21 protein-coding genes are annotated in these 23,691 nt (G+C 54.6%); 7 read left to right on the plus strand and 14 right to left on the minus strand.

Features of this window, described 5'->3' with window-relative positions; genetic code table 11:
* Nucleotides 1–4: 4 nt before the first annotated feature.
* From OM794_RS22915 to OM794_RS22940, 6 genes are all read right to left on the minus strand, one after another.
* Complete coding sequence (locus tag OM794_RS22915) at nucleotides 5–799, minus strand: ABC transporter permease (RefSeq protein ID WP_159177844.1); 795 nt, start codon at nucleotides 797–799, stop codon at nucleotides 5–7.
* 11 nt (nucleotides 800–810) lie between these two features.
* The gene (locus OM794_RS22920; RefSeq protein WP_226249052.1) at nucleotides 811–1,734 is read right to left on the minus strand and encodes an ABC transporter permease; all 924 of its coding nucleotides are present in this window, start codon (nucleotides 1,732–1,734) and stop codon (nucleotides 811–813) included.
* Nucleotides 1,706–2,770, minus strand: a complete 1,065-nt coding sequence (locus tag OM794_RS22925; protein ID WP_226249049.1) for an ABC transporter ATP-binding protein — start codon at nucleotides 2,768–2,770, stop codon at nucleotides 1,706–1,708. Before OM794_RS22925 ends, OM794_RS22920 begins: the two co-directional genes overlap by 29 nt.
* Nucleotides 2,771–2,861: 91 nt before the next feature.
* Entirely contained in the window at nucleotides 2,862–3,896 is a 1,035-nt protein-coding gene (locus tag OM794_RS22930) for an ABC transporter substrate-binding protein (RefSeq protein WP_226249047.1), read from the minus strand.
* 165 nt (nucleotides 3,897–4,061) lie between these two features.
* On the minus strand, nucleotides 4,062–4,991 hold the full coding sequence (locus OM794_RS22935) for a LysR substrate-binding domain-containing protein (RefSeq protein ID WP_226249044.1): 930 nt from the start codon (nucleotides 4,989–4,991) through the stop codon (nucleotides 4,062–4,064).
* Entirely contained in the window at nucleotides 4,984–5,919 is a 936-nt protein-coding gene (locus OM794_RS22940; protein WP_226249035.1) for a LysR family transcriptional regulator, read from the minus strand. Before OM794_RS22940 ends, OM794_RS22935 begins: the two co-directional genes overlap by 8 nt.
* A 96-nt stretch (nucleotides 5,920–6,015) precedes the next feature.
* On the opposite strand from OM794_RS22940, the gene OM794_RS22945 reads away from it, so the two are divergent.
* Both OM794_RS22945 and OM794_RS22950 read left to right on the plus strand, forming a co-directional pair.
* Complete coding sequence (locus tag OM794_RS22945; RefSeq protein ID WP_226249033.1) at nucleotides 6,016–7,128, plus strand: NAD(P)/FAD-dependent oxidoreductase; 1,113 nt, start codon at nucleotides 6,016–6,018, stop codon at nucleotides 7,126–7,128.
* A 65-nt stretch (nucleotides 7,129–7,193) separates the two neighbouring features.
* A complete protein-coding gene (locus OM794_RS22950) occupies nucleotides 7,194–7,943 on the plus strand; it encodes a transporter substrate-binding domain-containing protein (RefSeq protein ID WP_226249031.1) in 750 nt (249 codons plus the stop codon).
* 118 nt (nucleotides 7,944–8,061) lie between these two features.
* On the opposite strand, the gene OM794_RS22955 is transcribed toward OM794_RS22950, so the two are convergent.
* Complete coding sequence (locus OM794_RS22955; protein WP_226249025.1) at nucleotides 8,062–8,829, minus strand: exodeoxyribonuclease III; 768 nt, start codon at nucleotides 8,827–8,829, stop codon at nucleotides 8,062–8,064.
* A 141-nt stretch (nucleotides 8,830–8,970) separates the two neighbouring features.
* On the opposite strand from OM794_RS22955, the gene pyrE reads away from it, so the two are divergent.
* The gene (gene pyrE, locus OM794_RS22960) at nucleotides 8,971–9,636 is read left to right on the plus strand and encodes an orotate phosphoribosyltransferase (RefSeq protein ID WP_226249024.1); all 666 of its coding nucleotides are present in this window, start codon (nucleotides 8,971–8,973) and stop codon (nucleotides 9,634–9,636) included.
* Here pyrE and OM794_RS22965 read toward each other — a convergent pair whose 3' ends face one another.
* On the minus strand, nucleotides 9,637–10,107 hold the full coding sequence (locus tag OM794_RS22965; RefSeq protein WP_226249022.1) for a tRNA (cytidine(34)-2'-O)-methyltransferase: 471 nt from the start codon (nucleotides 10,105–10,107) through the stop codon (nucleotides 9,637–9,639). It lies immediately after the preceding gene.
* Between the two features lie 96 nt (nucleotides 10,108–10,203).
* Between OM794_RS22965 and rep the strand changes: the two genes are divergently transcribed.
* Nucleotides 10,204–12,273: a DNA helicase Rep gene (gene rep, locus OM794_RS22970; protein WP_226249020.1), complete on the plus strand. Its 2,070-nt coding sequence runs from the start codon at nucleotides 10,204–10,206 to the stop codon at nucleotides 12,271–12,273.
* A gap of 134 nt (nucleotides 12,274–12,407) precedes the next feature.
* Here rep and OM794_RS22975 read toward each other — a convergent pair whose 3' ends face one another.
* Both OM794_RS22975 and OM794_RS22980 read right to left on the minus strand, forming a co-directional pair.
* Entirely contained in the window at nucleotides 12,408–13,289 is an 882-nt protein-coding gene (locus OM794_RS22975) for a c-type cytochrome (RefSeq protein ID WP_226249018.1), read from the minus strand.
* Nucleotides 13,290–13,497: 208 nt separating this feature from the next.
* Entirely contained in the window at nucleotides 13,498–14,451 is a 954-nt protein-coding gene (locus tag OM794_RS22980; protein ID WP_226249016.1) for a GNAT family N-acetyltransferase, read from the minus strand.
* A gap of 172 nt (nucleotides 14,452–14,623) precedes the next feature.
* Here OM794_RS22980 and OM794_RS22985 point away from each other — a divergent pair, with 172 nt between their 5' ends.
* The 3 genes from OM794_RS22985 (at nucleotide 14,624) to OM794_RS22995 (ending at nucleotide 17,433) form a co-directional block, all read left to right on the plus strand.
* Nucleotides 14,624–15,304 carry a response regulator transcription factor gene (locus tag OM794_RS22985; RefSeq protein WP_226249014.1) on the plus strand — a complete coding sequence of 227 codons (681 nt, stop codon included), beginning with the start codon at nucleotides 14,624–14,626 and terminating at the stop codon, nucleotides 15,302–15,304.
* A complete protein-coding gene (locus OM794_RS22990) occupies nucleotides 15,301–16,683 on the plus strand; it encodes an ATP-binding protein (RefSeq protein ID WP_226249013.1) in 1,383 nt (460 codons plus the stop codon). The genes OM794_RS22985 and OM794_RS22990 overlap by 4 nt, the downstream gene beginning before the upstream one ends.
* Nucleotides 16,684–16,833: 150 nt before the next feature.
* On the plus strand, nucleotides 16,834–17,433 hold the full coding sequence (locus OM794_RS22995; RefSeq protein ID WP_226249011.1) for a CBS domain-containing protein: 600 nt from the start codon (nucleotides 16,834–16,836) through the stop codon (nucleotides 17,431–17,433).
* 119 nt (nucleotides 17,434–17,552) lie between these two features.
* Here the strand turns inward: OM794_RS22995 and nhaD are convergent, their stop codons facing one another.
* From nhaD to OM794_RS23015, 4 genes are all read right to left on the minus strand, one after another.
* Entirely contained in the window at nucleotides 17,553–19,019 is a 1,467-nt protein-coding gene (gene nhaD / locus OM794_RS23000; RefSeq protein WP_226249001.1) for a sodium:proton antiporter NhaD, read from the minus strand.
* A gap of 157 nt (nucleotides 19,020–19,176) precedes the next feature.
* Nucleotides 19,177–21,003 (minus strand): glutamine--fructose-6-phosphate transaminase (isomerizing), encoded by a 1,827-nt coding sequence (gene glmS, locus OM794_RS23005; protein WP_226248994.1) that lies wholly within the window; start codon nucleotides 21,001–21,003, stop codon nucleotides 19,177–19,179.
* Nucleotides 21,004–21,129: 126 nt separating this feature from the next.
* Complete coding sequence (gene glmU / locus OM794_RS23010; protein ID WP_226248992.1) at nucleotides 21,130–22,500, minus strand: bifunctional UDP-N-acetylglucosamine diphosphorylase/glucosamine-1-phosphate N-acetyltransferase GlmU; 1,371 nt, start codon at nucleotides 22,498–22,500, stop codon at nucleotides 21,130–21,132.
* A 1-nt stretch (nucleotide 22,501) separates the two neighbouring features.
* Nucleotides 22,502–23,671 carry an FAD:protein FMN transferase gene (locus tag OM794_RS23015; protein ID WP_413229651.1) on the minus strand — a complete coding sequence of 390 codons (1,170 nt, stop codon included), beginning with the start codon at nucleotides 23,669–23,671 and terminating at the stop codon, nucleotides 22,502–22,504.
* Nucleotides 23,672–23,691: the final 20 nt, after the last annotated feature.

The following is a 23,691-nucleotide window of genomic DNA, read 5'->3' on the forward strand; positions in this document are numbered from 1 at the left end:
CTCCTTAACCCTTGCCGATGAGAACTTTGTCGATTCCGTAGAACCGGTCGAGCAGCACCATGAACAGCACCGTCAGCACGATCAGCACGGTAGAGACCGAGGCGATCAGCGGATCGACGGTGTGAGCGATATGGTTATACATCTGTACAGGTAGCGTGGTCGTGCTGGGCGAGGCCACGAAAATGGTCATGGACAATTCATCGAAGCTGGTGGTGAACGCCAATATCCAGCCCCCTGCGACGCCAGGAAGAATCATCGGCATGGTGATACGTCGAAACGTCGTCCATTGGGAAGCCCCCAGCGACAAGGCGGCCTTTTCAGCGCTACGATCCATGCCGAATACCGATGCCATCACCAAGCGCATGGTGTAGGGCATGACGATAATCACATGGGCCGCAATCAATGCCCAGAAGCTACCGTAAATGCCTATCTGGGAGAAAAAGCTCAAAAACGCCACCCCGAGAACGACATGGGGGATCATCAGCGGCGACAGGAATAAACCAACCAACGCGTCACGGCCACGGAACCGGTAACGAACAATGGCCAGCGCCGCGGGCACCGCCAGCAAGGCCGAGAAACTGGCGGCAGCAATGCCGAGATATAGGCTATTCCAGAAAGCACGGATGAAGTCGTGGTGCTCGAAGATTGCCGTGAACCAGCGCAGCGAGAACCCGTCCGTGGGGTAGGAGAGATAGCCATGCGGCGTGAAGGCCACCAGCATTACCACCACCAGTGGGGCCAGCAGGAAAATGACGAATAGCGTGTGAAACGCCAGGGCGAGTTTACTATTACGTAGCATCGTGATGACTCCTAGCCCAGGGTACGGCGGAAACGCCGCTCCATCATGCGGTTGTAGCTCATCACCACGACGACATTGGCCACCAGCAGCACGATGGCGATCGCCGCCCCGAGCGGCCAATTCATGGTGCTGAGATATTCGTCGTAAGCAGCGGTGGCCGCCACCTTGAGACGCCGCCCACCGATAATGGCCGGCGTGGCGAAGGCGCTGGCGGACAAGGCAAAGACGATCAAGCTGCCGGAGAGGATTCCGGGCAGTACCTGGGGTATGACCACTCGACGAAAGACGGTGGCATGGCTAGCGCCCAAAGAAAGGCCGGCATGTTCGACGGCAGGATCGAGCTTCTGCAGGGCGGCCCATACCGAAATCACCATCAGCGGTACCAGCACATGAACCAGCGCGAGAATCACTCCCGTGTGGGTATACATCAAGTTACCGGCACTGGACTCGGCAATACCGCTTCCTTCCAGAAACTTGCCAAGCAAGCCGTTGCCACCGATCAACAGAACCCAGCCAAGCGTTCGCACGACCACTGAAATCAATAGCGGCGCCAGGGTGATGACAAGAAACAGCGAGCGCCATGGACTGCGCATGCGCGAAAGAATGTAGGCCTCCGGCACGCCGATCAAGATACACAGCACCACTACCGCAATGCTGATGCCGTAGGTGCGCAGAAATATCTCGTGAAAATAACTGTCTTGCAGAACCTCGATATAGTTTTCGAGGCCGAATGACGAGACGATGCCGACCGAATAATCAAAACTGTTGAAACTGAGTATCAGCGTCATGATCAGCGGCATGCCCAGCAGGGCGAGAAAGAAAACGGCACCTGGGGCGCTCAACAACCACGGCACCGGATTAAGCGAGCGGGCCCGGGGTGTCGAAGAGGGAAGATGGGAAACAAGCTCAGCCATTTGCTTGCTCCCCCAGGACACGTACCGCCCCGTCTTGCCAGCAAATACCGACATCATCGCCTACCGCCGCCCCTTGGGCACCCAGGTTCGGCTGAGTGATCAACAGCTCGCCGGCACTACTGTCGACTTGATACAGCCAGTGGTTGCCCAGGAACAGTCGTGTCCGCACACGCCCCTGTAACTGGCCGGCCGTGTGCTGAGTCAACTCCAGCTTTTCCGGGCGAATCGACAGCTGAATCTTGTTCCCCTTGATCTCATCGGGCACAGCGATCTCGAGCCGGCAGTCGCCGAGCGTGACGTGGGCCTGGCTGCCTTCACGCTGGTCTATGTGGCAGTCAAACAGGTTGGTCTTGCCGACAAACGAAGAAACGAAGTTGTCTCTCGGGTTCTCGTAGGCTGCAAAGGGTTCGTCCACCTGTACCACCTTGCCCTGATTCATCACTACGACACGATCACTGAGCGAAAGCGCCTCCGATTGATCATGGGTTACCATCAGGGTCGTGGTGCCGACCTGCTGCTGGATATTACGCAGCTCGATCTGCATGTTTTCTCTCAGTTGTGCATCGAGGTTGGAAAGCGGCTCATCAAGCAGTAGCAACGGTGGCCGAATGACCAGCGCTCGGGCCAGGGCCACCCGCTGGCGTTGGCCACCCGACAGCTCGCGAGGATAACGATCTTCGAGGTGATCGAGACGCACCAGCTCCAGTGCTTCACTGACCTGCTGGCGGCTTTCACCGGCAGGGATCTTGCGCATTTCCAGGCCGAAACGAACGTTTTCCGCCACGGTCATGTGGGGAAACAGGGCATAGCTCTGGAACACGATACCGATGCCTCGTTGATTGGGCTTGCAGGACGTAATGTCCTCACCCTTCATCAGGATACGTCCGCGAGTGGGCTCAACGAAGCCGGCAATCATTTGCAGGGTGGTCGTCTTGCCGCAACCCGACGGACCGAGTAGCGAGACGAACTCGCCCTGGTCGATATCGAGGGTGATGTCTTGCACGGCAGTATTGCTGCCGAAGCACTTGGTCAACGACTCTAAACGAAGGAAACTCATGGCAGAACTCCTCCACACCCTTGCCCATCTAAGGAGGCAAGGGTGTGGTGTCTTTAGTGGATATCAACGAAGGAACGGGGTTGACGCGTGTCTAGCGCTCAACCTGACGGTTCCAACGATTGGTCCACTCGAGACGGTTAGGATTGATGACATCCCAGTCCACGGCCACTAGTTGGTCGACCTTTTCACCATAGGGAAGCACGCTTGCCAATTCGTCGGATAACTGGGCATGCCGCTGTGCGGGGCCCCAACCCTGGGTGTCGGCCAGCAGCTCCTGTGATTCCGGTGCCAGCAGGTGTTCGATAAAGGCCTCGGCCAGTTCACGCTCCTCGCTGCCTTCGATGACACAGGCAGCCACCATCAAGGCGACCGCCCCCTCTTCGGGGTAAGCGAAGGCGCCCGGGAAGCCTGTGCTGGCCAGCGCACGCAAGCGCCCGCTGCCCCAGACCGACAGAGCGATTTCTTCATTCTGGAACAGCTCGGACATCTTGCCCGCCGAAGGCTCGAAAGAGAGGATGTTAGGCGCGACTTGCTCTTGCATGAATTCGAAACCGGGGTCGATATCGCTTTCGCTTCCCCCGTTGAGACGCGCCGCCATTACCAGGGCATGTACACCATAGGTGTTACTGATGGAAGGAACGACCAGCTTGCCGGCGAATTTTTCATCGGCCAAGTCTTTCCATGAGGAGGGCGGCTCCCAGCCATTACGCTCGAACATGTCGGCATTGTAGGCAAACCCGGAAGCGACCAGACCAACCCCGACGGCCTTGTCATCGGGGAAACGCGCGATGTCGTAGACGTCATCGAGCATGGCGGTATCTTGCATCGGCGAGCAGAAACCCAGGTTGACGGCTTGGTACATGGGGCCATCGTCCATCAGCACCACATCCAGCTCCTGGTCACCACGCTGGGCTTGTAGCTTGGCCAGGGTATCGGTGGAGTTACCTGCCACGTAGATGATTTCCGCGTCATGCTCTTCGAGAAACGCTGGAATGATCCCATCGCGCATGGCTTGCTCGGTAGAGCCCCCGTAGGAGCCGACATAAAGCGGTTCAGCGAAAGCGGTATTGATGCCGAGAAACAGCAGTCCCGCCATAGCAGTCGTTTGGCTAGTCATTTTTTTCATGCTTGCAGTGTCCTGTCATTGATGTCGATGTTTTGCTTGTTGTTATCAATGGCCGCCACCGCTTCTGTTATTGCTAGAAAACGGTCAGAAGGCGTGGGCAGTGCGACCTGGAATTTAAGCTAGCATCGCTTTTGTCATCAGGGCTAATGCCTTTTGTTAGCCATCCTATTCGCTAATGTTATGGGTTAATGGCGTGGACGACGCGGAAAGCTGATCGGTAAGATATCGTTTCAACTCATCGAGAAACTCCAGCACCAATCGTGACGGTGGTCGGAAAGCAGGAAGTACAGCACTGTAATGAAAGGGAATTTCGGGGGTAAAGGGACGCGACACCAAGCCGCGCGAAAGGTAGCTATCCGCGGTGATCGGGTCGATCAACGATACCCCAGCTCCCGCCAGGATCAGCTCGCAAGCCACACTCGACAATTGGGTCTCTATACGCATTCGGCGTTTGATGCCCGCCTGCTGGAAGACCTGGTCAATAAGCGGCCTGACATCCTGAGTTTGCCCGAGAGAGACAAAAGACTCCCCCTCGAGATCATCAATGTGCACAACAGGCTGGTTGGCAAGGGGGTGATTGGGCAGCATCACTAGCCGCAACGCACCACTGGCAATCGGGCGAATGGTGACGGAGGGGTCGACCAGTTGCATGCCTATCAGGCCGGCATCGCACTGTTGTGTCGCCACCCACTCCAGCACCCGCTGGGAGCTATGCACCTGTAGGGAAATAGTGATGCCGGGATGTCGTTCAGAGAAAGTGTTAACCATCGCCGGCAGGGCATTCAACGCCAAAGCGGGCATGCAGCTTAGCAGCAATCGGCCGGTACGAAATTCACGAATTTCGCGAGCCGTATCGGTAATTTTATCCAGGCCGACAAAGGCGCGCTCCACGTCTTCATAGAGGGCTAACGCTTCCGGCGTGGGAATTAATCTACCCTTGTGGCGTTGGAAAAGCGCAAATCCCACATGGAATTCTAGATCCCCGACCAAACGACTGACGGCAGGCTGGGAAACATGCAGTGTCTGAGCGGCACGCGTCACTGTCTTGTGGATCATTACCGCCCGAAAGGCTTCTATCTGGCGAAGATTAATCATTTTTCTGACGATCCCATGTCAGTCGGGTGGCTTTTGAGAAGCGTTGGCGAAACACGCTGATAAACTCCTGGGCGAGCTGAGATACGGGTTGGTCACGTGGCGTTAGCAAAGCAAAATCCTCTCCTAACAAGGGAGAAAAAGGCCGTAATACCAAGTTCATGTCGCTGAAAGCTCTAGCGCTGATGGGGTCGAGGATCGCGATGCCCACTCCTCGGCCGACTAGCCGGATCGCTTGCAGGGCCAGCGAGACTTCTAAGCGCCGTCTGGGGAGTAACTGTCTTGCTTCCATCAACCGCTCCAGGTCGAGGCGCAAGGGATCCTGCGGCTCGAAGCAGATCAGGGTCTCATTGGCAAGATCATCCACTTCCACCGTGTCACGTTCCGCAAGGGGATGGCCAGAGGGTAGCGCGCATAGGCTGTCGAGATGAAATACGTCGCTGTTCATGCGGTCATCAATTGCAGAAACAATAGCAAAGCCTAAGTCACAGCGCTGGGTGAGTACGTCTTCTACTACCTGGTCTGAGCGGAAAGTGGCCAGCTCAATCCTGGCATCGGGATGGCCAGGCGCGAAGTCCGCCAATACATCGGGCAGGAAGGTCATTCCCAGCAAAGGCATGGCACTGATACGCAGCCCCCCGACTTCACGCTCGCTGATCCGCCGTGCGGTACTGCGCAAGTGCTCCATACCGCTCCATACCTTCTGTACCTCGCGATGAAATAGGCGCGCCTCCGGTGTCGGCACCAGACGCCCCCGAACACGCTCGAATAGCGTGAACCCTACGTCATGTTCCAGTTGCTTGAGCAGGCGCGTGACGCCCGGTTGTGCAATCAGCATACGCCTGGCGGCACCGGAAACAGTACCGATCTCCATGACATGCTTAAAAGCAAGGATCTGGCGGTCGCGCAAATGAAGAGAGGGCATAGTCATAACTTTTACGCATGAAGTGGACAATTATTGGTATTGGATCGTATAGCCTATCCCTACCTATAGTCGAGCTTACTTAAACTAGATTGAGCTAGCGGCATGCAATTTGACTTCTTAATTATTGGTGGTGGCGTAGTAGGCATGGCTGTTGCCTATGGCCTACTGCGCAGAGGTCAAAAAGTTATCATGCTAGACGAAGGAGATGATGTTTTACGCGCATCACGAGGTAATGCCGGACTAACGTGGGTACAAGGAAAAGGTATAGGCATGCCTCGTTATGCCGAGTTGAGTCTACAGTCGAGCAATGCATGGCCTTTCTTTGCTAGTGAGCTTAGCGAGCGCAGTGGTGTACTACTTGAATACTCTCGCCAGGGCGGTATTGATATTTGCTTTGACGTTCAGGAAGCCGAAGCACGTGTGGCCAACTATCGTAAACTTCAGGCTTCATCCCCCTATCTCGCACGCTATTTTCAATGGGAATACTTAGATAGACAGGCTCTGTTAACCCATCTCCCTGGCTTGGGCGAAAGCATTCACGGGGGCACTTGGTCTCCCCATGATGGTCATTGTAATCCGCTATTGCTTTTGCGAGCACTATTAACAGCCAGCCTTAAGATGGGTCTTAGCTATCACCCAGGCTGCTCGGTTCAGCGCCTCGAATCAAATATCGTTGGCTTCACTGCCAATACTCTAGGCGGTAACTTTTCAGCCGAGCGTATTATCGTAGCTGCAGGCCTAGGAGCGAAGCACCTCTCCCCCATGTTGGGCCTGAGCGGAGAAGTGTTTCCCTTGCGAGGGCAGATCCTCGTAACGGAAAAAATGCCTCTGATATCGCAACTTCCTACACCTCAGATAAGGCAAACCGGTAACGGTAGCTACTTGATCGGTGACACCCATGAACATGCAGGTCTAAACCGGGATGCGACTACCAGCATCATGGCGAAATTAGCAGCTCGTGGGGTGCGTATTTACCCGCACCTGAAGAACGCCAACATAGTGCGTGCTTGGGGTGCATTACGAGTAATGACACCTGATGGGTTTCCACTGTATGAATCGTCCAAAGCCTACCCAGGTGCCTATAACATCAATTGTCATAGCGGAATTAGTTTAGCTGCTTTCCACGCCGAAGAGCTGGCTCAAGCCTTGCTGCATGACCGATTGAGCCATGAATTTAGCGAATTTTCCAGCGCGCGCTTTAGCAAAATTAACTAACAAAAACTTTATACCGAGAGTACGACGCCTCACACAACCATCGATAAAACCAAGAGGAATACGAAATGCGTCAAGCCACCTGCTGCTTACTTTTCACGACAGTATTAATCGGCGGTCTCGCCCATGCTGATAGTAAACCACTACGTATTGGGGTCGATGTTCCCTATGCGCCTTATCAATATAAAGAGCCTGATGGCACCATCACAGGGTTTGAAGTTGAATTAGTCAATGCTGCTTGTGAACACATGCAGCGCGAATGCGAATGGGTAGAACAAGGTTGGGATGGAATTATTCCTGGGTTAATGGCCCGCAAATACGACCTTATAGCGTCAGCAATGAACATCACGGAAGAGCGTTCACGGCAAGTTAGCTTCTCGGCTCCCTACTACCAAGTACCATCCGTTTGGGTTAAAAACATAAATAACGAGTACGATCTAGAAGGTGACTTGGCAGATGTAGCAATCGGTGTGCAGCAAGCCACTATTCAAGATGAATATGTTACTACCTACTATCCTGATGCGGATATTCATCGATATAGTGATTCAGGCTCTGTAGTTACCGACATGCATGCGGAGCGCCTTGACCTTGTTTTCACTGCCTATTCTCTTGCTCAAGAAACGATGCTTCAAGACGAGCGTTTTATACAAACTGGGGATTTAATTACCGGCCCTGAGTCGATTTATGGCCCCGGTATTGGTGCTGCTTTCCGCCCACGAGATGAAGCGCTGATAGAAGCTTTTGATAAGGCGATGCAAGAAATTAAAGAAGATGGAACATTCGACAAAATTTATAACGATTATTTTAAAGATCAGTAACTAATGGTTATTTAGATTCTTTCCTAGGCACAACGCAACAAGCCGACCCAAGGGTCGGCTTGTTGCTTATTACCACTACTGACAGACTGCGACGCGGGAAAAGTGCGTTGTCTAGCGCTTAAAGCGCCAGGTCGTACTCAACGATCAGCGGTGCGAACTCTGAGAAGGTCGCATCGTAATCGATCCACGCGTCGACCACATGGCGGCGGAAGTTGGGGCCGACTAACTGATAGTCGATCCGCCAGCCTTCCTGGCGCTCACGGGGCACATCTTGGTCAAGCTTCGGCCACCAGGTGTACTCACCTGCATCGCGGTTAATTTCGCGGAAGGTGTCGATAAACCCGGTGGGGCCAAGCACCTGATCCATCCAGGCGCGCTCTTCCGGGCGAAAACCCGAAGTGAGCTGATTGTCCGACCAGTTGGCCAAATCGACGGTTTTATGGGCAATATGCCAAGTACCGCAGAGGATGTATTCGCGACGTTTGCGCGACATCTTCGTCAGGTACTCTTGGTACTGATCCATAAATGACTGTTTGGCTTTTTGGTCACTTCCATCAGGCATCAGGAAAGAGACGATACTGAAGCGTTCATAATCCGCCTGCAGAAAACGTCCTTCATGATCACACTGTGGAAACCCAAGGCCATACATAATCGCCTTGGGAATTTTGCGGCAATAGAGTGCCACACCGGAGAAACCGTCCTCTTCGGCATCCAGGAAGTAGCCTTCATAGCCTTCCGGATAGAGAATGTGGTCACCCAGTTCAAAACTTTTTGCCTTGATGTTCTGCACGCAGACCACGTCGACATCCTGCTGAGCCAGCCAGTCCAGGAAGCCACGATCGACGGCATCACGAATACCATTGACATTGATGCTGGCAATTTTCATAAATCGTCCCTTTTGCGTCGCTGCTGTATGATACCCGACGTTTAGACGTTTGGGTAAAGGCAGCAGCTAAAACTTGCCATTTACCCTACTTTTATTGTTGCTTTCGTGCCGATTTAAACCTACCGCCTAGTGAGGAATACCGTGGCTACCACTCTACAACCCTACCAGCGCGATTTCATTGCCTTTGCCATTGAGCAGGGCGTGCTTAAGTTTGGCGAGTTTACGCTTAAATCCGGCCGCATTAGCCCCTACTTTTTCAACGCCGGCTTGTTTCAGACCGGCCGTGCGCTGGCCAAGCTGGGGCGTTTTTACGCCCAGGCGATTGTCGATAGCGATTTAAACGCCGATGTACTGTTTGGCCCGGCCTATAAGGGTATACCGCTCGCAGCCGTTACAGCGGCGGCCTTGGCCGATCATCACGATCTGGATATGCCCTACTCATTTAACCGTAAAGAGGCCAAAACCCACGGAGAAGGGGGCAATATCGTTGGCGCACCTTTAGCAGGCGATATTTTAATCATTGATGATGTGATTACCGCAGGCACCGCGATTCGCGAAGTGATGACGCTGATTGAGCAGAGCGGTGCCCGCGCTGCTGGCGTTATCATCGCGCTTGATCGCCAGGAGCGCGGTCAAGGCGAGCAGAGCGCGATTCAGGAAGTGCAGGCTCAGTACGCCATGCCGGTAGTGAGTATCGTCACCTTAGAGCAAGTACTCACTTACCTTGAAGAGCACGCTGGTGCTGAAATGCTTGCCTACGCCGAAGCGATCAGAGCGTATCGCGACCGCTACGGCATTACTCACTGATTAGGCTTGCCCTGCGCCAGCAAAACCTTGCTGGCGCCACGCCTCGTAGCTCACAATAGCCACGGCGTTGGAGAGGTTCAGGCTACGGTTGTTGGGCTGCATGGGCAGACGCAGCTTGTGCTCAGCGTCTAGCGCTTCGTGCACCTGGGATGAAAGCCCGCCGGTTTCCGAGCCGAACAGCAGTACATCGCCTGGAGCAAAGTCGGCATCGCTGTAGCGGCGCGTACCTTTGGTAGTGATCGCCCAGATGCGCCGCCCCTGCATCGCTGCTTGAAAGGCGTTAAAATCCGCGTGGCGAGTGACGTTAGCCAGGTCGCGGTAATCCAGCCCGGCGCGGCGCAGCTTCTTCTCCTCCAGGTCGAAGCCCAGCGGCTCAATCAGGTGTAACCGGCAGCCATTATTGGCCACCAAGCGCATGATATTGCCCGTATTGGGCGCCATGCGCGGTTCAAAAAGCGCTACTTCAAACATCGCCACCTGCCTATTGTTCGCCCATTATGCATTGACCAAGCGCCGCCGATTGTAATCGAAATCGCCCAGCAACTCTCGCAGAGGATCACCCACGCCATGACGCCTGCAACGCCCAAGAGCATTCTTAGCCGGATTAAAGGGCTGAACCCGCGCCAGCAGGAAGCGGTGCGTTATATCGATGGCCCCTGCCTGGTGCTGGCGGGTGCAGGTTCCGGTAAAACCAGCGTGATCACCACCAAAATTGCCTACCTGGTTCAAGAATGCGGGATGAGCGCGCGCAGAATCGCCGCGGTGACCTTTACCAACAAAGCCGCCCGGGAGATGAAAGAGCGTGTGGGTCAGATGCTTCACGGCAAAGAGGGCCACGGGCTAACGGTCTCCACCTTCCACACCCTGGGGCTGAACATTATTCGCGGCGAGCTGAAAACCCTGGGCTACAAACCGGGCTTTTCACTCTTCGACCCGGAAGACGCCAAGGCACTGCTGCGCGATTTAATGAACAAAGACGCCCAGGTGGACGCCGAACAGATCAACGCCGTACAGAGCAAAATCTCCACCTGGAAGAACGATTTAGTGCTGCCCAGCGATGCGCTTTCGTTTGCCTCAGATGATGATGAGCACTTCGCCGCCCGGGTGTACGAAGCCTACGTGCGCCACCTTAAAGCTTACAACGCAGTGGATTTTGACGATCTGATTCTGCTGCCAGTGGTATTGCTACAAAACGATACTGAGGCGTTAGAGCGCTGGCGGCGCAAAATCCACTACATGCTAGTGGATGAGTACCAGGACACCAACGTTTCCCAGTATCTGCTGGTGAAACTACTGATGGCCGAACGCGCCACCTTTACCGTGGTAGGCGATGATGACCAGTCGATTTACGCTTGGCGTGGCGCCCGGCCTGAAAACCTGATTACCCTGGGTGAAGATTTCCCGCGCTTGAAAGTCATCAAACTGGAGCAGAACTACCGCTCTACCGCCACGATACTGCGCGCCGCCAACACGCTGATCGCCAATAACCCCCACGTTTATGAGAAGACGCTGTGGTCAGATATGGGCGACGGCGCGCCTATTCGGGTCATCGTCAATCGCCATGAAGAGGCCGAGTCTGAGCGAGTCGCCAGCGAAATGCTTACCCGGCGCATCAAAGAGAAGGCCGAATGGCGGGACTTTGCGGTGCTTTATCGCGGTAATTTCCAGGCCCGTTTGCTAGAGCTAAAGCTGCAGCACTACCAGATTCCTTACAAGCTCTCCGGCGGCACGTCGTTTTTCTCGCGCAACGAGATCAAGGACACCATGGCTTACCTGCGCCTGCTAATAAACCCCGCCGACGACAATGCTTTTTTGCGCATCGTGAACGTGCCGCGGCGTGAAGTGGGCCCAGGCACCGTAGAGAAGCTTGCCAACTACGCCACCGAGCGCTCGATTTCGCTGTTTGCTGCCTGCCATGAACTGGGATTGGAGCAGGTATTACCGACCCGAGCCGTGGAGCGGCTGTCGCGCTTTACCCACTTTCTCGACAGCGTGCGTAAACGCATGGATCAGGGCGATGCCATTGCCGCCATACGCGACATGCTGCGGGATATGGATTACGAAGCGTGGTTATATCAAAACGCCAGCGCGCCCACCGTTGCCGAACGGCGCATGGCTAATGTATGGATTTTGATCGACCAGTTAGAGAAATCGCTTAACCGCGACCCTGAAGAGAGTGCCGACGCCACAGAGACCGAAACCGACGGCGTGGAAGCAGCTATTTCGCGCCTGGTGCTGCGCGATATTCTGGAGCAGCAGGCGGAAGAGGATGACTCCGATCGCGTGCAACTACTCACCATGCACGCCTCTAAAGGGTTGGAATTCCCCCATGTCTATTTGATGGGCTTAGAGGAGGATCTGCTGCCCCACCGCAACGCCATCGAAGTAGGTACCGTAGAAGAGGAGCGGCGACTCGCCTACGTAGGCATCACCCGGGCGCGGCGCACGCTAACCTTGACCCTTGCCCGCCAGCGTAAAGCCTACGGTGAACTAATGGACTGTGCGCCCAGCCGCTTTTTAGACGAGTTGCCTGGGGAAGATCTAGAGTGGGAAGGTCGCGCGGATAAAGAGGATCCGGATAAGAAACAGGCCCGCGGCAAAGACGCCATTGCCGGGCTGCGTTCGCTGCTAGGCTGATACAGCGGGAGTTATAAAACTGGGACTTTAAAACGAGGCCTTTGAAACAAGAATATCCACAGGGCGGCGACTAAAACACCCTGTGGATAAATTTACCAAGCTAAATCAGTGCTGCTTAACGGAACGACTTACTGCTACTGCGCTTCAGCCATTAAATAATCGACAACGGCCATCACTTCTTCATCAGAAAGGTTCGGGTTGCCGCCTTTGGCCGGCATTGCGCCAATACCATTAATAGCGCTGGCATATAGCTCGTCGCTACCTTTGTCTAGACGCTCAGACCATGCATCTGCATCGCCCACCGCCGGTGCACCGGCAACGCCGCTGTCATGACATGCTGCACAGCCAGAGCTTGCGTAAAGCGCCGCACCATCCAAATCACTACCGCCGCTCTCTTCTTCACTTGCCGCCGCGCCTTCTTCACTCGCTGCGTCGTCGTTAGCAGCCGTTGCTTCTTCTGCTGGCGCTTCTTCACCGTCAGCAGCAGCGGTCTCTTCGCTACCAGCCTCATCGGCGGCACCTTCGCCGCTAGACGCTTCGTCGTCTGCAGCAGCTTCGTCACCGCTACTCAACTCGGGCACTTCCATAACCGGCTCAACCATATAGGCAGTGGCTGCTTCCATCTCTTCATCTGAGAGGTTGGGATTACCACCACGAGCAGGCATGGCACCAATACCATTGATAGAGTGCTCTAGCAGCGTGGCAAAGCCTTGCTCAGTGCGCTCAGCCCAGGCCTCTTCATCACCACGGATAGGCGCACCAGCCGCGCCCGATTCGTGACAAGCGCTACACACATTACCGTAAATGCCCTCACCGTCGATATCACCGCCACTGCTGCTATCGCTAGGAGGTGCCGCTGCGGTGCCGCAGTCTTGGCCTTGTAAACAGAGTTGACCCACCGGCGCCAAACGCTCGGCAATCGCATCACGTGCGGCGTCATCTTGGGCATAAACACTGGATGTGCCCGCCATGAAGCCGAGGGCCGCCAGCCCGCTCATGATCAGCTTAGCTTTCACTCTCACCACCTCTTGAGTATTGTCATAAAACGTTTTTTATCAATCTCTGTCTCAACTGCTGTCTCAAACCCTATGTGCGGTAACGCCAACATCGATGATGCACCGCCGAGACGCCAAGACGTGCGTATAGAACTAGTATACCGGCAACGTAAAGCGCAAGAAAATGCTACTAAGCGCGCTGATGTATCCAATAGTCGCTATCAAGCCTTTATTTGGGCGCTTCGCCCCTCTCGCCACCCCCTTTCCACGCTAATAAACGCTGCTGTGCATAGCCTCTAAAACCCGCCTGCAGGTAAAGCCGTTTGGCCGGGAAATTAACGTCATCAACGCCCAGCGCCACTTCCTGTACACCGGCCTGTTGGGCGAGCGCCAGGGCTTTATTTAACAGCGAACGCCCCAAGCCTTTGCCACGCCATGTCGGTGTTAGGCCCATTAACATTAACTCCCAGCGGCCTAACGCCGGGCGTGGCGCCAGTAGTAGCACGCCTACTACGACATTTTGAAAGCCGACGACGTACCAGTGCTGTGGCGCTTGGGGATCCTGTTGATAAAACCCGGCTAATAACTCTTTAATTGAAAGTATGTCGCGAAGGGGGCGGCTATCCAGCGACCCCTCTCCCACTTCGGCTAACAGACTCAGTTGTTCCGCCTGAGAAAGCTCCCCAAAGGGCTGCAGGGACAGCGGCAATGCTTCATTCATCGCTAACCGGCGGTGAGTGCTACCGATTAAATACTCCAAGCAGACTAACCGCTGCATACCGTGTTTAACCAACAGCCCTTCTGTTTTGGCGGCTTCGGAAGAAAGCTCCAGATGACATAGACGAATATTTTGCGTTTTCACCCACTGGCGAGCCGTATCTAACAGTAAAGGTGCGGGATCTGCCGCTTTTTGCGGTAGCCCTGCTTTTGGTAGCCATAGCTGCGCCATATTCATGGGCAGACGTTGTACCCAGAGAGCGGCCGTTACCTGCCCCGCCTCAAGTATTACCCATAGCCCTTCCCACTGAGTATCTGACTGATTGTACATTGTCTTTACAGCAGCGCTCAGGGCCGATTGCTGGGCGGGGTCATGGGCAGCAGCAAGCATTAGCAGTGCCTCGCGTCGCTTCTCTGGCGGGCAGGGAACTACGTTTAAGGTGCTTGAAGGGTACTGAGACATCATGGTTGATCAATCAAGTGCAGAAGCTCCGAAGGAGTCATAAAGCGTGCTACGTTATTAGCCTACAATTTATAACCTCATCCTGACTGCCTAAGCCTTTGTACACCACCCTTATCAATACTTATTTCAAGGTTTATAGGGTGGCGACTTATTTTGAAGGAGTAACCGTTCCGCCATGCGCATATTGCTGGTAGAAGACGACCCAAGCTTAGCCTCGGGTATTCGCTTGGCTTTAAAGCCCGAGAACTTCACAGTGGATCACCTTAGCGATGGCGTTACTGCCTTAGCCGCATTAAAGGAGGGTGAGCCCTTTGATGTGGTTATTCTCGACCTGGGGCTGCCGCGCATGGATGGTATGCAGGTACTGGAAGCCGTTCGACGACAGGGCAACCGCGTCCCCATTTTAGTGTTAACCGCTCGTGATGCCGTCGATGAACGCATCGCAGGACTGGATGCGGGTGCCGATGACTATTTAACCAAACCGTTTGAAGTCGCTGAGTTAAAAGCACGCCTACGCGCCCTGTTGCGCCGTAGCAGCGACCAGGTAAACAGTGCTTTGGAGTGCCGAGGTATTCGCCTAGACCCTTTGACCATGCAGGTTAGCTACCAGGGGAAACTCGTGGCGTTATCGCGCCGTGAGCTAACCTTACTGCAAGAGTTTATGAGCCACCCTGGGCGTGTATTTACTCGCGACACGCTAACGCGCCTGGTTTATGGCTGGGATGAAGACGTAGAGAGCAACGCCATTGAAGTCCATGTGCATCACCTTAGGCGAAAATTCTTTCCTCACTTGATTCGCACGCTGCGCGGCATTGGTTACGTCATGGATAAAGCGGATCAGGATGAGCACTCATGAGCTCTATTCGCCAACGCACTCTGGGACTGGCGCTGCTGGTATTTGGCATTAGCATGCTGGTGATTGGTTTTATCAGTTATCGCTATGCTGCCCATGAAATTGAAGCACTGTACGACGCCAGCCTCGAACAGGACGCACGCTTATTAGAAGGTCTACTGCAAGCTCCCCTACCGAAGGAGGCTCGCGACGGGCTGCTTGGCAGTCTAGAAAAGGCCTTGGGAAATGCGGCGAGATCCGATCGCCGCTTTGCAGGACACCGGACGGACAGCCAAATGGGCTTTCAGCTATGGGAAGAGAACCGCCTCTTGCTGCGCTCAGCCAATGCCCCCGAGGCGCCGCTGGCGACCCTTCCCGCTGGCTTTAATAGTCACTCTATTGATGAGGTCGAATGGCGTATTTATGTGCTTGATGTCAGTAACTCTGACCAGCGAATTGTCGTTAGCGAGCGCGAAGACGTACGTGGCGAACTGATCAGGGCGGTAGCGCTACGTACCCTGCTGCCCGACTTAATAGGCCTTCCGCTCCTCACAGCTCTGCTATGGTGGTCAATTGGCTGGGGCTTGGCACCGCTGTCACGCATGGCTGAGCAGATTCGCAGTCGAGATCCGCACAATTTGCAGCCTTTGACGCTTAGCCCTCTGCCTCAAGAGTTAGACACTATTGCCGGAGCACTCAACCGTTTGTTAGAACGAATTCGCATAATGCGCGTACGTGAAAATCGTTTTATTGCCGATGCCGCCCATGAATTACGCACCCCCTTAGCGGTACTGGATCTACACGCTCAAAATGCCCTGACGGCCGATAATCTTGAAGATCGTCAGGAAGCACTCAATCACCTGCGCGGTGGCGTCGCACGCTCAACGCGTTTGGTCACCCAGCTCTTAACCCTGGCTCGCCTGGAGCCTGAAGAGGAGTCACAGCCAGAGTACCGCACCAGCCACCTGCTAAGTGAAGTGCGTGAAACCTTGGCCAAGATTTCACCGCTGGCCGCTAAACGCGAACAACAGCTACTGCTAAATGCAGATGACCAGGCGGACTGGACAATATTAGAAGAACCAGGCGCCATTGAAACGCTGGTACAGAATTTAGTCGGTAATGCCATCCAGCACTCGCCTAGACAGGGCACTATCAGTGTCACGCTATCAACGACGCCACAGGGTTTTCAATTAATAGTCGACGATCAAGGCCCCGGCATCCCCAGCAATGAACGTAAAAAAGTGGTTGAGCGCTTCCAGCGAGCGGGCTCCAGCGCGGGCTCAGGGTTAGGGCTTTCCATCGTTGAGCGATTGGTGACACGTCACGGCGGCACCCTTCAGCTTGAAGACGCTCCTAGTAGAGGCTTGCGCGTACGAATTTATCTCCAGCGCGGTTCGCGATGAAACGTCAACAGGCCCTAACACTTTCTTTGTGTACTCAGGGGTAGTTTACGCCTCCCTTAAGGTTGCGATAAGAATTGCGTGCAACTGTGGAGATGCACGGTGAGCCAGATACCCACGGCTCCCTCTTTTCTCCCTATGGAGGTTCCCCTGATGAACCAAGTTACCTTTTCACCGAAACCCTTAATTCAACTCGGTTCAGCGCCGCTACTCGCCAAACCTGCGGCGCGTCGGCTACAGCCTACTAGCCCAGCCATGACCGTGCTGACCGACTTTTCCCAAGTAATGCCTCAATCCGTCGATGCCGATACCCCCATCGACGAAGCACACCTGAAGATGCGGTATAGCGGCGTAAGACTGCTGTTCGTGATGGATCATCACGCGCACTGTATCGGCATCATCACCTCGAAAGAAGTGATTGGTACCCGGCGTATTAACATCGCTATGCAGCAGCGTAACCTTACCCGCAACGAGGTGACTGCCGAAATGATTATGACGCCGTGGCACAAGCTTAGCGCCATGCCTGTCGCCCAGTTGGCTTCGCTCACCATTGAGGATCTGGTACTGTCGATGGAAGCGGTGACCGATCAGCACCTGTTAATCACTGAGCAAAATGATCACCACGAACTCAGAATTCGCGGCATTATTTCAGCAAGCGATATCCAAAATGCGGTGGGTAAAGAGATTAACCCAGTGCCTATGGCGAAAAGTTTCGCCGACATTTGCCAAGTCATTACCGGCCACGACCTCTAACGTCTCACCGCTAACGCTTTTTAAATCCTGAATCCATAAAATGCCAACGCCCTTCACCGATTTCTCGGTGAAGGGCGTTTGAGGTGTTAACGCACCACTATTTCTTGGAAACAGATCGCCTAGAACAACGCAGCATTGATCCAAAGATGTGTGGCAATGCTAGCGACATAGCCCAACAATATCGCGGGTACCCAACGAAGGTGAACGGCAAAGGTATAAATTCCCCGCGCCTGGCCCATAAGGGCAACACCAGCAGCAGAACCCATGGAGAGCAAACTTCCCCCCACACCTGCGGTTAACGTTATTAGCAGCCAGTTACCCTCGCTCATATCCGGGGCCATGGAGAGTACCGCGAACATCACCGGGATGTTGTCCACCACCGCCGAGATAAGCCCCAGCACCACGTTGGCCCACACCGGGTTCCAACTACCGTAAAGCGTTTCGGAGAGCAGGCTGAGATAGCCCATAAAACCCAGGCCACCGACACACATGACAACCCCGTAGAAGAACAGCAACGTATCCCACTCGGAGCGGGCGATACGGCTGAAAATATCGAAGGGTACCACGCTACCCAACTGCTCCAGCTTCTTCCAATCGCCCCGGCGGGAGTAGCGCTCCCGCTTGCGTTCAAGGGAGCGTGGCAGACTGCGGCGCAGGTAGTAACCAAAGAACTGCAGCAGGCCTAAACCAAACATCATGCCCATGGCAGGCGGTAGGTAGAGAATCGAGTGACACAGCACCGAGATCGCTACGGTGATCAAAAACAGCACGATAATGCGCCGGGCACCCCGCTTGAGCCAGACGTTTTCCTTAAGGGAGGCAGGCTGACGGTTAACAATAAAGAAGTTCATGATCACCGCAGGCACCATGAAATTAACGATCGCGGGAATCAGCAGCGCGAAGAAACCTTCAAACGGTACTTGCCCCGCCTGCCATACCATCAGCGTGGTGATATCACCAAACGGGCTAAAGGCGCCCCCTGCGTTGGAAGCCACCACGACGTTGACACAGCAAATCCCAATGAACTTATTATCACCCTCAGCCACTTTGAGCACTACAGCGCACATCAGCATGGCAGTGGTCATATTGTTGGCGATTGCTGAAATACCGAATGCCATGACACCGGTAATCCAGAACAGAGTGCGATAGCTAAAGCCTTTGCGCACCAGCCAGGAGCGTAGCGCATCAAATACGCGGCGCTCTTCCATGGCGTTGATATAGGTCATCGCCACCAACAAAAACAGCAGCAGCTCAGCGTACTCAAGCAGCGTTTCACGGAAGGCGGTTTCCGCCTCTTCCGGCATCCCCGCTTGTACGTAGACCCAGGCCACTAGCGCCCAGATAAGCCCCGCCGCCACCAGCACCGGCTTAGACTTACGCATATGCAGTAGCTCTTCACTCATCACCAACGCATAGGCGAGCACGAAGATCACGACAGAAGAGATACCGGCAAGCGAAAGAGTAAGATCAAGGGGCCCGGCGGCGGCATAAGAGAGAGAAGGAAAGACAAAAAGCGTGCAGGCGAGCAACAGCCAAGCGACCCGGCTAGCATAATGCCGGGTTACGAGGACGTTTGGTGGTTTCATGGCAGTGTTATCCAATCAGGAGGGAGAAAGACCGCCACGATAATAAGCACCCTAACCACATGCTGCAACGCAACGGTTGCGCATAAGATGCGACGTATTGCCGCATCTTGTAAAGTATTTTTATGGGCTTAACTCGATATAAAGACTGATGCCTAAATCACTCTACCGTTACACTCTTGGCCAGGTTACGGGGCTGGTCTACATCGGTGCCTTTGAGCACGGCCACATGGTAACTCAATAGCTGTAGCGGCAGGGTATACAGCAGCGGCGCAAGCGCTTCGTGAACATGCGGCAGAGTCAATACGCGAACATCTTCCTGAGTATCGATACCCACGCTCTCATCGGCAAATACAAACAGCTGCCCCCCGCGAGCACGGACTTCCTGAAGGTTGGATTTTAGCTTTTCAAGCAAGTCGTCGTTGGGGGCGACCGAGATCACCGGCATTTCGCTGTCCACCAGCGCCAGCGGGCCATGCTTTAACTCCCCGGCGGGATACGCCTCGGCATGGATATAGGAGATCTCTTTAAGCTTTAATGCCCCTTCCAGGGCAATCGGATAGTGAGCCCCACGTCCAAGAAACAGGGCGTGCTGTTTTTCCGCAAACGCCTGGGAAAGCGCTTCGATGTTGCCATCCAGCGCCAACACCCGCTGACACACCTCGGGCAGCGTGCGCAGTGCCGCGATAATATCCGGGTATTCGGCCTGGTCTTTAGCTTTACTGACCGAAAGCGTCAGCAGCATTAGCGCGATAAGCTGAGTGGTAAAGGCTTTAGTGGAGGCCACGCCAATTTCAGGGCCTGCACGGGTCATTAGAGTAATGTCAGACTCACGTACTAGCGAACTACCGGGCACGTTGCAGATCGCCAGCGAGCCAATGTAGTTGAGGGTTTTAGCAAAGCGTAGCGCGGCCAGCGTATCGGCGGTTTCGCCGGACTGGGAGAGGGTGACAAACAGCGTACCGTCAGGCACCACTGGGTGGCGATAGCGATACTCGGAGGCCACTTCGACCTGCACCGGCACCCCCGCGTAGCGCTCTAACCAGTAGCGCGCCACCAGCCCCGCATGGTAGCTGGTTCCACAGGCAATGATATGGACGTGGCGAGTGCGCTGGAAAAGCCCCAGCGCATCCGGGCCAAAGCTCTCCACTAACACACTTTGAGCACTTAGCCGTCCCTCTAATGCCGCCTCAATCACCGCTGGCTGCTCGAAAATCTCCTTGAGCATATAGTGGCGGTAGTCGCCCTTACTGGACGCACCATCGCCGTGCTCAAAGGTATGGATAGGACGCTCAACGTCGTTACCCTGGCGATCCACGATGCGAATGGCCCCCTGATCGCGAAGCTCAACCAGATCACCCTCTTCAAGGTAAATAAAGCGATCCGTCACCGGCAGCAACGCCAGTGGGTCAGAGGCTAAAAAGGCCTCATTAATGCCTACACCGACCACTAGCGGGCTACCCTGGCGCGCGCCAACCACCACGCTCGGCTGTTGAGCACACATGACGCCCAGTGCGTAGGCACCGCCTAAGCGGTTAACGATCTGCTGGGTAGCATCGAACAGCGTTAGGCCGTCAGCCAGTTTTTCGGAGAGTAAGTGAGCAATCACTTCGGTATCAGTTTCAGAGCTAAACACATAGCCACTACGCTGCAAGCCTTCTTTTATCGGCTCGTAATTCTCAATAATACCGTTGTGCACCACGGCAACCTGATCACTGCTGTGATGCGGATGTGCATTGGCCTCAGAGGGTTTACCGTGGGTTGCCCAGCGAGTGTGGGCAATGCCCGAAAAACCCGGTAGTGAGGCCGTATCCAACCGTGCAGCAAGCGCCGCCACTTTACCAAGCGCACGATGACGGGTTAATACTCCCTCACTCAACACCGTCATACCGGCCGAATCGTAGCCGCGATACTCCAGGCGTTTTAGTCCTTCTAATAGAATTTCTTGGACGTTGCGCTGGGCAACGGCGGCCACAATGCCACACATAACGACTCTCCTGAGTTTTTACCAACCTATAAAACGCCTAAACGGTATTACCCAGGCGGTAAGATAGGAATACGGCTTTTTAATGATTCTTAGCACTATATTTTTTTAAAGATATGTTTTTTAGAGCTATGGCTCTATACGTTTGCTGGGGCGCAGCCAGTCAATTTTTTCTAACTGGCGGCCACGGGTGACGGCCAAAGCGTAGTCGGTGACATCTTTGGCAATCGTGGAACCCGCGCCAATAGTGGCCCCTTTGCCTACCGAAACAGGCGCGACCAAAGCAGTGTTAGAACCGATAAAGGCATTATCACCAATTTCTGTGAGGTGCTTGTTAGCCCCGTCGTAGTTGCAGGTAATGGTACCTGCGCCCACATTCACGTCACGCCCTAAGCGAGCATCACCAACGTAGCTTAGGTGATTGATTTTGCTACCTTCACCAACGTCGGCGTTTTTGGTTTCTACGAAATTACCGACCTTGGCTTTTACCGCCATGCGTGTACCGGGGCGTAGCCGCGCAAAGGGGCCGATCTGATTTAAGCCCGCTGCCACGGTGCCATCTATCACGCTATGGGTATCTATCACGCTTTGCGCACCAATGGTGCTATTTTTAATCACGCAGTAAGGGCCAACCCGCACGCCTTCACCTAGCTCAACCTCGCCTTCAAATACGCAGCCCACATCAATAAACACATCGTGTCCACAGGTTAAACGCCCGCGCACATCGAGCCGTTCAGGGTCGGCGAGGGCTACCCCCTTGGCCATTAACTTATCAGCCAACTGGCGTTGATAAACGCGCTCCAAGCGGGCCATTTGAGCTCGGTTGTTAACCCCTTCCACTTCAACGGCGGTAGCCGGTTGGGCGGTGCATACCTTGATGCCTTCGGCTGCGGCCAGGGCAATCACATCGGTTAGGTAGTACTCGCCCTGGGCATTATTGTCTGAGAGCTGTGGCAACCAGCGTTTAAGCTGGGCGCTGGTCATGGCCATAATGCCGGTATTGCATTCGGTGATGGCAAGCTCGGCGCTACTGGCATCTTTTTGCTCAACAATCGCTACGGCATCACCTGCGTCGTCGCGCACAATTCGTCCATAGCCGGTAGGGTCAGCTAGCGTTACCGTCAACAGCCCCATGTGATGTTCATCCACATAGGCCAACAGCTCGTTCAGGGACTCCCGCTGCAGCAAAGGAACATCGCCGTAAAGGATTAATACCTTACCGCTACCTAACTGCTCAAGTGCTTGGGCCACCGCGTGCCCGGTGCCCTTCTGTTCGGCCTGCACGGCAAACTGCACAGTATTTTCTGCCAGCGCTTCGCGCAGTTGGTCAGCGCCATGGCCAATCACCACATGGGTGCGATCCGGTTGCAACCCTAAAGCGGTATCCAGCACGTGCTGCACCATAGGCTTACCCGCCAGGGTGTGAAGTACTTTAGGTATTTGTGAATGCATCCGCGTGCCTTTTCCCGCGGCGAGAATGACGATATCCAGTTCTTGCATATTATTCACCTGTTACCGGTTGGCCGTCGGGGCTGGTGGCTGTTAATGGAGCAACTGAAAATTGCTCAATGCCCAGCTCATCGACCAATGTTTCACCGAAGTAGTTACCAAATTCAGGACTGGCAATACTGCGCCACTGCTCGCCATCGCGCACCAGCAGGAGTACTTTGAGATTGTTCTCAATGGCAAGTTGCATCGCCTCCTGTTCGCCAACCACTAATAGCGCCGTCGCCCAGGCGTCCGCCCAGGCATTGGAGGGATGAAAAACCGACACCGAGGCAAGCTGGTGGGTCACCGGCCGCCCCGTGCGCGAATCAATAGTGTGCGAGAAGCGCTGGCCGTCGACTTCAAAATAGTTGCGGTAATCACCGGAGGTGGCCACTGACATACTCTCTAGTGGAATAATATGCTGGGCTCGCTGCTGACCATCCTCGGGTACCTCAATGCCAATTCGCCAAGGCGTCTGTTCGTCTTCATCACGCACTCCACGTGCAATCAGATCACCGCCTAAATTAACCAGATAGTGCTCGATGCCCTGCTGATTCAGGTAAGCGGCTACCCGGTCGGTAGCATGGCCTTTCGCAACGCCAGACAAGTCGACAAACACATCGCGAGTACGCCGTGCCTGCATATTTTGTGTATCGACCTCCACCGCATCAAAACCTACCTGGGCAAGTCGCTCAGCCAGGACATCATCAGCGGGCACCTCTTCAGGCCTTGCGCCAGGGCCAAAGCTCCAAAGATTAACCAGGTCGCCTACAGTAATATCAAAAGCGCCATGGCTGGCTTCAGCCACTGACTGACTGATCGCCAACACCTCAATCAGCTCATTAGAGAGCGGCTGCCACTCCTCCAACGGGGCCTCGTTAAACGCAATCAGTTCGGCATCATCACGGTAAGTGGACATCGCCTGGTCAACGCTCTCCAGCTCGGCTTTGAAGCCCGCTTCCAGCTCAAGAGATTCGCCCTGAGTAAGCGGATCCATAATGGTCACCTGATAGAAGGTGCCAAAAATATTGCCCTCAAAGCGTACCGGTGGTTCCAGCGGGCGATCGCTCTCTGAGCAACCGGCCACGCTGACCACTAAGCCCAATAGAAGGCCCATCACGGTCACTGCGCGTCGCCATCTTGTACTGCGTTCAACACACAATTCCTGTTTAATTTTTTTCATCGTTGCATTGCCTAAAAATG

Origin of the sequence: Halomonas sp. BDJS001 (assembly GCF_026104355.1) — a bacterium.
Classification (GTDB): Bacteria; Pseudomonadota; Gammaproteobacteria; order Pseudomonadales; family Halomonadaceae; genus Vreelandella.

Coding starts and splice junctions, on each gene's coding strand:
- glmU (WP_226248992.1), bottom strand. CDS start 22,500: ATGCAAGAACTGGATATCGTCATTCTCGCCGCGGGAAAAGGCACGCGG.
- nhaD (WP_226249001.1), bottom strand. CDS start 19,019: ATGAAACCACCAAACGTCCTCGTAACCCGGCATTATGCTAGCCGGGTC.
- OM794_RS22965 (WP_226249022.1), bottom strand. CDS start 10,107: ATGTTTGAAGTAGCGCTTTTTGAACCGCGCATGGCGCCCAATACGGGC.
- OM794_RS22930 (WP_226249047.1), bottom strand. CDS start 3,896: ATGAAAAAAATGACTAGCCAAACGACTGCTATGGCGGGACTGCTGTTT.
- OM794_RS22995 (WP_226249011.1), top strand. CDS start 16,834: ATGAACCAAGTTACCTTTTCACCGAAACCCTTAATTCAACTCGGTTCA.
- OM794_RS22985 (WP_226249014.1), top strand. CDS start 14,624: ATGCGCATATTGCTGGTAGAAGACGACCCAAGCTTAGCCTCGGGTATT.
- OM794_RS22935 (WP_226249044.1), bottom strand. CDS start 4,991: ATGATTAATCTTCGCCAGATAGAAGCCTTTCGGGCGGTAATGATCCAC.
- OM794_RS22945 (WP_226249033.1), top strand. CDS start 6,016: ATGCAATTTGACTTCTTAATTATTGGTGGTGGCGTAGTAGGCATGGCT.
- OM794_RS23015 (WP_413229651.1), bottom strand. CDS start 23,671: ATGAAAAAAATTAAACAGGAATTGTGTGTTGAACGCAGTACAAGATGG.
- OM794_RS22990 (WP_226249013.1), top strand. CDS start 15,301: ATGAGCTCTATTCGCCAACGCACTCTGGGACTGGCGCTGCTGGTATTT.
- OM794_RS22980 (WP_226249016.1), bottom strand. CDS start 14,451: ATGATGTCTCAGTACCCTTCAAGCACCTTAAACGTAGTTCCCTGCCCG.
- OM794_RS22955 (WP_226249025.1), bottom strand. CDS start 8,829: ATGAAAATTGCCAGCATCAATGTCAATGGTATTCGTGATGCCGTCGAT.
- OM794_RS22940 (WP_226249035.1), bottom strand. CDS start 5,919: ATGACTATGCCCTCTCTTCATTTGCGCGACCGCCAGATCCTTGCTTTT.
- rep (WP_226249020.1), top strand. CDS start 10,204: ATGACGCCTGCAACGCCCAAGAGCATTCTTAGCCGGATTAAAGGGCTG.
- OM794_RS22915 (WP_159177844.1), bottom strand. CDS start 799: ATGCTACGTAATAGTAAACTCGCCCTGGCGTTTCACACGCTATTCGTC.
- OM794_RS22950 (WP_226249031.1), top strand. CDS start 7,194: ATGCGTCAAGCCACCTGCTGCTTACTTTTCACGACAGTATTAATCGGC.
- OM794_RS22925 (WP_226249049.1), bottom strand. CDS start 2,770: ATGAGTTTCCTTCGTTTAGAGTCGTTGACCAAGTGCTTCGGCAGCAAT.
- glmS (WP_226248994.1), bottom strand. CDS start 21,003: ATGTGTGGCATTGTGGCCGCCGTTGCCCAGCGCAACGTCCAAGAAATT.